The sequence below is a fragment of the Paenibacillus sp. FSL H7-0943 genome, from assembly GCF_037963265.1.
Classification (GTDB): Bacteria; Bacillota; Bacilli; order Paenibacillales; family Paenibacillaceae; genus Paenibacillus_AQ; species Paenibacillus_AQ odorifer.
In genome coordinates this window covers 2507540-2519321 of record NZ_CP150148.1, presented here as the reverse complement: position 1 = coordinate 2519321, position 11782 = coordinate 2507540, and the positions used below count along the sequence as shown (strand labels likewise).

10 protein-coding genes are annotated in these 11782 nt (G+C 41.2%); 5 read left to right on the top strand and 5 right to left on the bottom strand.

Annotated elements, in window-relative coordinates; translation table 11 throughout:
• Nucleotides 1-44: 44 nt before the first annotated feature.
• On the top strand, nt 45-854 hold the full coding sequence (locus tag NSQ55_RS10800) for a YheC/YheD family protein (RefSeq protein ID WP_076129991.1): 810 nt from the start codon (nt 45-47) through the stop codon (nt 852-854).
• A 71-nt stretch (nt 855-925) separates the two neighbouring features.
• Here the strand turns inward: NSQ55_RS10800 and NSQ55_RS10795 are convergent, their stop codons facing one another.
• Together NSQ55_RS10795 and NSQ55_RS10790 are read right to left on the bottom strand one after the other, a co-directional pair.
• Entirely contained in the window at nt 926-1948 is a 1023-nt protein-coding gene (locus NSQ55_RS10795) for an NADP-dependent oxidoreductase (protein WP_339173183.1), read from the bottom strand.
• A gap of 127 nt (nt 1949-2075) precedes the next feature.
• Complete coding sequence (locus tag NSQ55_RS10790) at nt 2076-2372, bottom strand: helix-turn-helix transcriptional regulator (RefSeq protein ID WP_339173181.1); 297 nt, start codon at nt 2370-2372, stop codon at nt 2076-2078.
• A gap of 129 nt (nt 2373-2501) precedes the next feature.
• On the opposite strand from NSQ55_RS10790, the gene NSQ55_RS10785 reads away from it, so the two are divergent.
• Nucleotides 2502-3281, top strand: a complete 780-nt coding sequence (locus NSQ55_RS10785; RefSeq protein ID WP_076186480.1) for a helix-turn-helix domain-containing protein — start codon at nt 2502-2504, stop codon at nt 3279-3281.
• A 44-nt stretch (nt 3282-3325) separates the two neighbouring features.
• On the opposite strand, the gene NSQ55_RS10780 is transcribed toward NSQ55_RS10785, so the two are convergent.
• Nucleotides 3326-6193 carry a glycosyl hydrolase 115 family protein gene (locus NSQ55_RS10780; protein ID WP_339173179.1) on the bottom strand — a complete coding sequence of 956 codons (2868 nt, stop codon included), beginning with the start codon at nt 6191-6193 and terminating at the stop codon, nt 3326-3328.
• Between the two features lie 241 nt (nt 6194-6434).
• On the opposite strand from NSQ55_RS10780, the gene NSQ55_RS10775 reads away from it, so the two are divergent.
• A complete protein-coding gene (locus NSQ55_RS10775; RefSeq protein ID WP_076280302.1) occupies nt 6435-8177 on the top strand; it encodes an SGNH/GDSL hydrolase family protein in 1743 nt (580 codons plus the stop codon).
• A gap of 86 nt (nt 8178-8263) precedes the next feature.
• On the opposite strand, the gene NSQ55_RS10770 is transcribed toward NSQ55_RS10775, so the two are convergent.
• Complete coding sequence (locus NSQ55_RS10770; RefSeq protein WP_339173175.1) at nt 8264-9214, bottom strand: 5,10-methylenetetrahydrofolate reductase; 951 nt, start codon at nt 9212-9214, stop codon at nt 8264-8266.
• 239 nt (nt 9215-9453) lie between these two features.
• On the opposite strand from NSQ55_RS10770, the gene NSQ55_RS10765 reads away from it, so the two are divergent.
• On the top strand, nt 9454-9852 hold the full coding sequence (locus NSQ55_RS10765) for a cytidine deaminase (protein ID WP_076186474.1): 399 nt from the start codon (nt 9454-9456) through the stop codon (nt 9850-9852).
• A gap of 533 nt (nt 9853-10385) precedes the next feature.
• Here NSQ55_RS10765 and NSQ55_RS10760 read toward each other — a convergent pair.
• A complete protein-coding gene (locus NSQ55_RS10760) occupies nt 10386-10757 on the bottom strand; it encodes a hypothetical protein (RefSeq protein WP_339173171.1) in 372 nt (123 codons plus the stop codon).
• Nucleotides 10758-11178: 421 nt separating this feature from the next.
• On the opposite strand from NSQ55_RS10760, the gene NSQ55_RS10755 reads away from it, so the two are divergent.
• Complete coding sequence (locus NSQ55_RS10755) at nt 11179-11634, top strand: hypothetical protein (protein WP_339173167.1); 456 nt, start codon at nt 11179-11181, stop codon at nt 11632-11634.
• The last annotated feature ends 148 nt before the right edge of the window (nt 11635-11782 follow it).

Here is an 11782-nt window from a genome sequence, read left to right as displayed (position 1 = left end):
ATTCCCGTAATATAGCCTATAGATATATAGAACGGAGGAACAAAATGAAGGAGCCAATACGGCGGATATCCAATAAGCTGACGAAAACAAGGGTACTGCTTAGAAAACAAGAGCTAAGGAAGTATATACCGGTAACGAAAAAAATGAATAAAAACGTACTCTATGAGATGTTGCAAAAACATAAAATGGTGTACATTAAGCCCTGCTGTGGATCTTTGGGACAGGGTGTAATCCGGATTGAAAGATCGCAAGATCATTCCTCCAAAAAACGACCAGCCTACAGCTATCAGTCCGGTACGCATAAACATACATTTTCTGATTACGAGATGGCTTATCGGGCAATCTCTAGCGAGACCCAAGGAAAGTCCTATTTGGTGCAAAAAGGGATTTGGCTTTTGGTTTATGAGGGAAGGCCATTTGATATCCGGGTTATGGTGCAAAGAAATCTTAAGGGTGGGTGGGAAGCTACAGGCATTGCGGGTCGCGTAGCTCATCCTCGCAAAGTGGTTACGAATGGGAGCCAAGGGGGAACGATTTATCCGGTAGAGGCATTATTAGAATCCTACACAAACGTAGAGAATAGTAGCGCGTTGATCCGGTCCATGCAACAAATCGGAGTGAACTCAGCCAGACAGCTGAGCACAGCCTATCCCGGCCTGCAGGAAATCGGTGTGGATATTGCTTTGGATCGACGCCTTAAACCATGGATCTTGGAAGTAAATACTGCCCCCGATCCGTGCCCGTTTACCAAACTGAATGACACCAGCATGATTGAGCGAATCGTCAAATATGCAAAAGCCTATGGCCGCACATACAATCTTAAATGCATGAAGTCCAAACAGGGTATGGTCTGAACGGATTTGATTGGTAATAATACAAACAGCCCTGATATATAAAAATCTCTACCAGAGCTGTTTGTGTTGTTTTAGAATTCGGAGTCGCTCACCTTAACAAGCATCTTCCCGAGGTTCGCACCTTGGAACAATTGCAGGAATGCTTCAACCACATTGTCGAATCCTTCAACAACTGTTTCTTCATATTTTAATTTACCTTCTGTTAGCCATTTTCCAAGCTCTTGAAGGCCTTCTGACTGGCGGGCTGCGTAATCACTAAGAACGAATCCTTTGATAAGGGAGCGGGTTTTGATCAATCTGCTCTGAATACGTGGACCCATATCTCCATCTGTACTGTTATAGGAAGAAATAGCGCCACATAGTGGAATACGTGCATAATCATTAAGCAAGCTCATCACAGCATCTGAAATCGATCCACCCACGTTGTCAAAATAAACATCAACACCCTTTGGACATGCTTCTTCCAAAGCCTGGCCTAAATTTTCCGTTGTTTTATAATTAATGGTTGCATCAAAGCCAAGTTCTTTTTTCAAATAGTCGCATTTATCATCGCTACCTGCGATCCCAACGACACGAGCGCCTTTGATTTTGGCAATCTGTCCAACAAACATCCCCACTGAACCCGCTGCTCCAGACACTACGACAGTCTCTCCTTCTTTCGGCTGCCCGATATCAAGTAAACCGAAATATGCAGTGAGCCCTGTTAAACCTAGAACACTTAAGTAAACCGATACAGGTGCAATCGAATCATCGATTTTGGTTACTGCTTTAGCATCTACAGTATTATATAACTGCCAGCCCAGCATACCGATGACTTTATCTCCAGCTTTGAATCGCTCCGATTTGGATTCTACGATCTCTCCCACAAGTCCTCCAGCGATGACTTCATTAAGCTGATACGGAGGAATATACGATTTAGAATCATTCATTCTTCCGCGCATATAAGGATCCACTGACAAATACAACGTTCGTACAACAACTTGTCCTTCTTTTGCTTCAACTACAGGAATATCTTTGAACTCGAAATTTTGCTGGGTTGGCATGCCTACAGGACGTGAAATTAACAGGACCTGTTTATTTTTCAACTGATTCATAGATCACTACTCCATTAATATTTATTTTTGCTGCTACCTATAACTATTAACCAAATCCTGTACATGATTATCAAATAGTTATAAAACTATCAAACTATCAAGAAAAAATTATAGGTTTCCGGACATATTATAAACTGTCCAAGAAACCCGGTAATAATTCGCTAAACGTATCCTCTCGAAGCTGGCTAATCTTATTCTGCCCCATACGTGTGACACTTACTAAATCAGCTTCATACAAAATCTTCAGATGGTACGACACATTGGATTTATCCATTCCCATAGATTCACCAATGGACCCACATGTATTGTTCTCCTTATGGAGATGAAGATAACGAATCATTTCAATTCGTTTCACTTCTGCTAATGCTTTATAAATCTTCACTCGCTTTTCATCATCTTTTAAGGAATATTGTTCGATAGTCATAAAACTATTGTATTCTTCTGATTGCGCAAAGTCAATTTACAATCCCATTTCTTAATTGGATTCATTTTTGTATAATATACCAATCGGCATTAGCGCGGATCTATTTATAAGGAAAGAGGGATGGTAGAAATGGACATTACCAAATACGAAAATCTTGTTCCCCGTGTTTTTTTGTTCGTTGATCGCCGATCCTTCCCGGATTGGGAGATTACGAGGAGTAAAATTGATTTCCATGATCTTACCTTCATCGTAGAAGGGAAGTCTGACTATTTTATTAATGGAGAGAAATTCACGGTTGAAGCCGGGGATATGCTCTATGCCCCTTCTGGCAGCATTCGGGAAGCTCAGACTTTCAAGGAGGCACCCATGCGTTCCTTTGCCTTCAATTTCTTCTGGGAGGGTGAGGACAATCATGTGCAGCTCCCTTTTGAGACTGTAACTAGGAATTGGAGAACTAAAGAGATTCTAGAGGATATTAAAGAATTCTCACATATCTGGATGGGCAAACAACCTTTCTACAAAATGAAGGCCCGGGCCATCTTTCAACTGATTGTGTACCGCTTATTAAGTATCGCCCACCATCAAGAAACACCTCTGATAGATCTAAGAATCCAAAAAGTGATGACCTATATCATGGATCATTATTCGGAGGAAGTTACGATCAAGGAGCTGGCAGATTTGGTTGCCCTAAATCCCGTATATCTTGGTAAGCTGTTTAAGCAGAACACTGGCTCCACCTGTAAAGAATTTATAAACAAGGTGCGCGTGAACAATGCTGAGATGATTCTATCGGCTGGTGGTTTTAATGTGTCCGAAGTGGCAGCGCACTGTGGTTATCAAGATGTCGCCTACTTCAGCAACGTTTTCAAAAATATAAAGGGTTATCCTCCGTCATCTGCCCTGAAATAACGGAGGATCCGAAGCAACCCAGTTGTTCGCCCTATTAATTCAACCTAACTAAGAATGGACGCCGTCCCGCTAGTATAAAAGCTCTCCTCCGGCCCTAAATAGGAATAAGGAAGCTGGGCAGCGGACAATACAAGCTTTTGCAGAACCAGACCCGCATCCAATCCGTAAAAGCGGAGGGTATGAAGACCCTTCGTTAAAGCATGGCTGGTGGTTACAGCATGAATATTGTCCATAACCGCGCGGCACCACGGTTCATTATCATGATTGCCGCCTTCAAAGTTCGTTGGTAAAGCATCCTTAATCACGGGTGCCTGATCATCGAAACCTATCGCATATTTTAACCCGCTAGTTTGTGACAGATTGTTTGTCGGCGCAATATACGCGGTTAAGCTATAATCGGTGTCCTGCTGCACTAGAATCCGATATTCCAGACAAGGTGCATCCTCCGGTTGTTCAAAAGATACAGCATCCGGAAACATTTTAACCGAGGATAAAGAACGTCCATAGCTGTCAATGGTCTTCCATACCACCCCTGATTTCGAAACACGAGTTATGGTATGCTCCGCTTCAATGGACACGATATTATGGGTCTCGATGAATGTCATCGGTGGCATATCCGGAATGTCTATCCAATCCACGGCTGCCTTCACCTTAACTATATTCCCGGCACCGGAGATCGTAATTTCGCCCGTCGATGCTTCTTTGACCTTCTCCCAATCTACGGAAACCTGAAGCGTCTCCCCTGCCTCAATCCAGCCGCGTATTTTCTCAAGCTTGATCCAATCTACGCTGCTCCGCACCTGATATTCAAAACCCGCTTCTCCACCGTTACTGATTGTGATGCGATAGTTTTCTTTTTGGAGATTTGTAAATACCCGAAGATTAGCTGTGCCGGAAACATACGCTTGTTCCGTTCCTTCCACATCGACAATCATTAAAGAACCTCTGGCGGGCGTCAAGGTGTTTACATCCGGATATTTCCACCCTTCTGCATTCCAATGTATATACCCTACATGAGGGGAACTCATCATTCCCTGCCATTTTCCATCCGAAATTCCGCTATTATAAACCAGCTCCAGATACTTATCCCGTTCGATGGTTTCGCGGGTCAGAGCAGCGTAAGTATTTGCCAACATACTATTTCGCTTAGCGTATAGATGGTTCAGTCCAGCATAAATTTGCATTTTGACCACATTGGCCGAGGCAACAGCAGGGAAATATACGAGCTGGAAGTAAGCATCCTTTAGTTGTTCCGGGATTAGCTCATCGTATTTGCCGGCAGCCTTCTCGATCATCACCGCTTGCTCCAGAACTCTGTGCGCCTCATTGTAATGGATAGGACTGAAGGTGGACGGATAAATAATTTCAGGCTTGCGCCGACCGTTCATCCGGATATAATCCCCTAACAATTGTGCGATTCCCAGACATGTCTCTTGTTCCAGCACATATCCGAATTGCTGCTCTACCCAACGGTTGGTGTATTCCACAGTCCGATTGATTGCACCTGTCCCCCAAGCCTCAAAATCGTAGGCCAAATCCAGAAAGTAGGAAATGGGCAATTCCATAGGCTTCAAATCCCCGACGTTCACAATCCATACATCACGGATGCCATAATCGTATGCCATACACATTTGCTCCCAGACTTTTTCAAGCGGGGTCGTATTTAACCATTCATAGGAATGCGGACCACCATGATAGTCAAAATGATAATACATCCCCCATCCTGCGCTGCGGTTACGTTCGTTTTTTGTCGGGATTTTGCGGAGATTGCCAAAGTTATCGTCAGCAAGCAGGATCGTAACGTCATTCAGAACATCCCAGTCCTTCAACCCTTCCACCCCGGCAGTGCCATACCAGTACTTCTCAACTTCCTTATAAACGGCCAAAATTTGCGGCGCATGTTCAAGATTGTATTTCTTCAATAGTTCTTTTTGCGTAAGTATAATGTCCTTCAGCAGATCAATATTCTCCTGGTCGGAGCCCTCCAGCGCAGAGTCACTTTCCCCCCGCATGCCTAGGGTAATCAAGTTATCAAAGTCCTGATTACGCTTGATTCCGTCTTCCCAGAAATCTGTAATCGCCTGTTTATTAAGGGCGAAATCCCATAGGTTACTTGTTCCGTATTGGCTGTATACCTTCTGCCATTCACTGCCTGCCCGGAATAAGGGTTCATGATGGGAGGTCCCCATAATAATTCCGTATTCTTGTGCATGCTTGGCGTTGGCAATCGGGCTGCTTTTACCATTCAGGCTGAATTCGGCGCTCCACATCGCCGGCCATAAATAATTCCCCTTCAAGCGAAGAATGAGTTCAAATACCTTGTCATAGAAATCTTCATTAAAGTCACCAAATCTTTGAGTTACCCAAGAACCTAAAGACGGCCAGTCGTCATTCAAAAAAATACCTCTATATTTAACCGAAGGCTCCTTGGAGATCACATGAAGCTTGTTATCAGGAATGGACAATGCCGGCTTCTTCTCCGGCACAATATCCGCCCAGTACACCCAAGGACTAACTCCAATCTTTTCGGAGATCGAATATAACCCGTAAATCGTCCCCCGTTTATCACTTCCTACAATGACTAGCGCCTTGTCCACTCCCGCTGTGGGTTGTTCAACCACCTGAATTTTATAACATTCTCTTTTATTTTGGATGGCCGATACATCAACGGTTCCCTCCGCGATTAAATCATCGATAAAATCATTGCTGCCTATCGATCCAGCGATTATGACTGTTCCATCCAATTTGTTCAATTGTGTATATATCTCAGGTTCTACCTCTGTTACCTGTTTAACATCTGCTGCAAAAGACTGTGCCACCCGGCGTAATCCCTCATAATCTTTCCCCTTGGGGTCCACGTAAATCTTGGCAGCACTGCCCTGCTTCACAAGGTGCAATTCCTTCGTAGGCATGATAATTCTCCCCTTAAGCATCCTATTTTCGTATGACTAGGCACATTATATAAGTAAGCGATTTCAACATCCATGTGTAAACTAGCAACTTTTTGTAATTATTAAATGAAACTTTGTTTATCGGTTGAACAATCTGGATATTTGGTGTTACTGTTAACAGGTATTCCTTCTAATAAAAATATATTTTTTGCAAGCGCATCCATAACAAGAAAAGCTTATACAAAAAGCGAGGATGATCAATATGAAAAACAATAACGGGATCATTACAGGAGGCAAGATTGAAGGTCCAAAGGCGCCCAAGGATCCGGCTGAACGCAGGAACGGTTTTTTTGTGGTCTACGAAACCGCGATTGAGGCGACAGCCCGGGCCGAAGGTCCACCTTCACAGGAAGTTTATCTGGAAGGTAACTATCTAATCGACAAGGCCAGATATATTGGCGGCGTCACTGATGAGACAATACTGGAGCTGCTAGGAAACTGCGTTGGATTCCGCAAATTAGTCCATAGTATCGGAGTGTCTGTGAGAAGGGATCCTGAGCAGAACGAGCCCATCTCTTTTCTATTGCAGAACTGGGGCAAAACCAGCAAATACGAAACAGGCAGCAGCATACGTGTGCCCTGTCCCTCCGACGGTTCCGAAGTCCTCTTGAAGTTAGAGGATTTGGAATGGTCTGAAGAGGATGCGGTGCTCGGCAAATTCGCTTTTGAATTTAAACATGAAGGCGAACTGGCCATCGCGAGTATAATTTTTTATTTGCATGACGGTTATTCTGTACCAGAGCTAATAATTGAACCGCCTGTAGCGTTTGATTCTAACGAATACCGGGAGATCATTACCCAATCCTTGCTTCATCCGGGCAATAATAAAAGATTAAAAACGGCCATCCATAAGGCTATAAAAGGTGAGGATGTCACGATTGCTTATATTGGGGGTTCCATTACTCAGGGAGCAGGTGCTAAGCCGATCCATACAGAATGTTATGCCTACCAATCGTATCTGAGATTTAAGGAATTATTCGGTACGAATGGTGGTGAGAACATCCATTTTGTGAAGGCTGGGGTAGGTGGAACACCGTCCGAGCTTGGGGTCATCCGTTATGAAAGGGATATTCTCCGGGAAGGTTCTGTAACACCTGATATCGTGGTGGTAGAATTTGCGGTAAACGACGAAGGGGATGAAACGAAAGGCAACTGTTTTGAAAGCTTATGCCTAAAAATACTTTCCGCCGATAATAGACCGGCAGTAGTTCTCCTTTTCAGCGTGTTTATGAATGACTGGAACCTGCAGGAACGGCTCTCCCCCATTGGCCGGGCTTATAATCTTCCTATGGTTAGTGTAAAGGATGCGGTATCCGGGCAGTTCCGCCTAAGCAAAAATGAGGGGAACATCCTCTCGAAACGGCAATTTTTCTATGATATCTATCATCCTACTAATGATGGTCACCGGGTAATGGCTGATTGTCTGGCTTATTTATTCTCCGAAACCCACAAAACGCTAATGGACGAAGATGATCTCCTATTGGATCAACATCCGGTCATCGGGAATGATTTTGTGGGAACCCTCCTGCTGGACCGCAAAAGCCATATTGACGCAGGCAGGATCGAGGTGGGCGGATTTTCGGGGATCGATACCGATTTGCAGCGGGTAGAAATGGATACCAATCCTTTCGGAACTCCGGAATTCCCTCATAATTGGATGCATTCAGCGTCGTCTGGGGAACACAGCTTCAAGCTGACGATAACAAGCAAAAATCTCATCCTTGTATACAAGGATTCTGGCAGCAGCGAATTCGGCAAGGCAAACATTTACGTCGATGGTTGTCTTGTAGTCACCGCTGATCCACATGAGAATAATTGGACACATTGCAATCCGGTAATTCTTTATCAAAATGAGGTTAGTGGGGAGCATCAGGTAGAAATCAGAATGGTGCCGGAAGATCAGGACAAGTCTTTTACTATACTGGGCTTCGGCTATAATGTTTAATAATTTGACCTAGTGGCATATAACCTAAAAAGAAACCCATGGTCTTTAAATGACCTGGGTTTCTCAATAATTTGAGGAATCTTTTTCTATTTGGTAGGCAGCTTCTTATCCAAAATAGCCTTCACATCTTTAACAAGCTGTACGGATGCTTCAATCTCCAACTTACTTGTTGAAACACTTTCAATACTGCAACCAATAGGAATTCCCTTCTCCAGCCCGAAATCTAGCAATTCTTCAAAGATTTTTTGTGATAGCTGGATTGATTTATCCAAAATATCATTCGAGTATTTTAACTCGTTTTCTAACCATCCCGGGATACTGATCCCTAACCACTTCATAAATTGTAATGTTTTCGCGGTGCCGCATGGTGCAAGATTAAATAAAATAGGAACCATCTCAAAACCGTTATTTGTATAGTAATAATATAAATCAGACAATAAATTCTTAGATGCCTCTACATTATAAGTTGCCTGTGTAATAAAAAAGTTGCACCCACTGTTGGTCTTTTCGACAACCCGTATATGCTCATCATTCTTTTTTATATGTCTTTCCGGAATGACAACTCCGCCAAAAGTTAAATTGTTATTTAGCTGTTTACTTAGCTTATAAGCATCTGGTAAATTCAATTTCACCTCTTGTTTACTTGACGAAGCGCCCACATACACGGAAAATCTATCTTCATTTTCGTCAGTTTTAACCCAATCCTCGAACTGGGCTCTAGTATCATTACCGACGCACCGGTAAATTATTTTCGGGACCTCCACCTGTCTTAGATATTTATCACCATAGACAGCCGGATCAATCGTTGGTAAATAGGGATAAGGTCTTTCATGATCCACTCTGTCTACTTCTTCCTGAACATCGTACAGAATTAACGCATCTAAATCAAGGTTTTTAAGTCTCTCAACCTGTTTCTGGGCGATTTCCGAGACCTTTTCTGGTGCGTGGCTTGCCTTCGGTGGTGTCATTCCATATGTTATAATACCCGGTTTTTTGCTCAATATTTTTTGTTTAAATGTATTTTCTGCCGCTCCCAAATTATAAAACCCCTCTACTCGTCGCTTTTAAGATAAGGTTACCATGGCAGGCTTAATATGTGTAACTTCTATTTACTATATCTAGTTATATTTTAAAGCTATGATTCCCTAATGATGCTTTTCGAGTAGTACATGTTGACAACCATTTGGTGTGACTATAATATTAGAAGTCCTGCCAACCTTAAAGTTGGCGATAAGGGGACCGAAAGGTTCATTCTTATTTAAAAAGGGTGAGTATTATGAATAAAGAAGAATTAATGGAAAGCGCACGTAACACAAAGAAAGCTGCTTATGCCCCTTATTCTAAATTTCCAGTTGGAGCAGCCTTATTGCTTAAAGATGGAAATGTTATTAATGGAGTAAACGTAGAAAATGTATCTTTTGGCGCTACTAATTGTGCAGAGAGAACAGCAATCTTCACGGCTATTACAAAGGGCTATACTAAAGGTGATTTTCAGGCTATAGCTGTAGCAGGTGACACAATGGATTTTCTGCCGCCATGCAGTATCTGCAGACAAGTATTATCGGAATTCTGTTTGCCCGACATGCCTGTCTATTTAACCAATGAGAAAAAAGAAATCTTAGAGCTGAGTTTAAAGGATTTATTGCCTTATGCATTCAAAAATTTAGATATGTAAAAATAATTCCTCTCGTAGTGGAATAACAAAAACACGCGTACCTGTGTTAGACAAGTACGCGTGTTTTTGTGTTAAAAAGCTTAGCAGAACCAGAGTTCACAGACCAGACACACCGCGTAAATACGTTGTTACTTACCAAATCGCAATTCCAACCTTATCTTTTTCTTTAAATACTACCTTTATCATTTCCAAAGCATTTCTTACCCTAAATTCAATAAATTCTTTATCATAGTCTGTATGTAGTTCTATAGTATCTAAAACTCATATAGTTAAAACCTCTCAATGAACATCATCAATAATAAAAAAACAAGCGATCCATTGAGATAAAAGGTTAACACTTCCACTCGATGATCACTTGCTTTTAGCTATGCATAGTCACATTTCTAGTTTTCTGTGATTTTTCATTTTAAATGAAAATTCACTATCAGAAAACCCTTATAAAATAAGAGAGACTGTTTCAATTTAATTGAGAATTTAAATCCCCAGTAACTAATAATCATCTAATATTTCATTTCAAATGAGAAAAAGCGCTATTAAAAAGAGTACCGTAAAATAAAATGGGTACACTTTTCATTTAACGTAATAATGTAATATACTGTTTGCTCCTTCAAATGAAATCCTAGGACCTCCACTTGTCCTAGATATTTATCACCATAAATAGCCAGATCAATCGTTGGTAAATATGGGTAAGGTCTTTCATGATCAACTCTTTCTACTTCCTCCTCGAAGTCGTAAAGAATTAAAGCATCTAAATCAACGTTTTTAAGTCTTTCAACCTGTTTCTGTGCAATTTCTGATATCTTTTCTGGTGATTGGCTTGCCTTCGGTGGTGTCATCCCATATGTTAAAATACCAGGTTTCTTGCTCAATATTTTTGGTTTAAATGTACTCCCTGCCCTTCCCAAAATAAAATACTCCTCTACACGTCTCTTTTAAGTTAAGGCTACCATGGCAGATGAAACTGGATTAATTCTCGTACCATCTCCCAGTTCGCCATTCGTGTTAGCTCCCCAGCCCCACACATTTCCATCCTTAGAAATTGCAAAACTAAATAGATTGCCTGCTGTTATGACTTTTATATTGCTAAGTCCAGTTACAATTGTCGGGGTTGAGTTAGTACTGTTACTCGAAAGAGGGGTTTACTATTAATTTCCGCCTTAAAATCCCCGATGATTACATTATAAGGATATTTAGTGTTTTAGTTAAAATTAATCCATATAATTTCAGGGGGTGGTATATAGGTGCTTGAAGTAAGAAGAAAATCTCGATGAAGGGTGATGATATCATTAGAGCATTAAGTGAACGAATGGAAAAGGGGAACGAAAGATGCAGTCATTCAAGACAGGACTACAAGCCATTCTTTATGTAATACTGGTGGTTGGACTGCATCTGATCTTAATCTATTTTTTAAAGATAAGAATAGAGGGATGGGGAACGGAGTTATTAAATATTTCATTTAAGGTGTACTTTATACCACTTTTATTATGTTTTATTAATTCTTTTTTGTTTATAAGGACTCAGAGGATAAAGTACAATGCCATTTGGTTTTTGGTAACTATGCTATCCAGCCTCTTACTTCTTTTATTTTTCAATGCAATGCAAGATGACAGTGATAGTGAATATGGAGTTGTCGTTTCTATTGAATTTTTTCCAAAATATCAAGTGGAAATGCTCTTTCTGCTTCCTTGGAGTATTTCTATTATACAATTTATCTTAACTCTATATTATCTAATCAAAATAAGAAAAAATCTAATCGTTAGAAATAATAAAGGGGGAATATAATATGAAAAGAATATTTTCATTAAGTATAATTATTACAGTTTTTGTTTCTTTATTTAGTCCAACTGGAAAGCTCCAGTGATTTATAAATTGATTGAATTGATAGACGCATGGGATGAAAAACTTTCGAGAAAATCTTGACCACACCTGG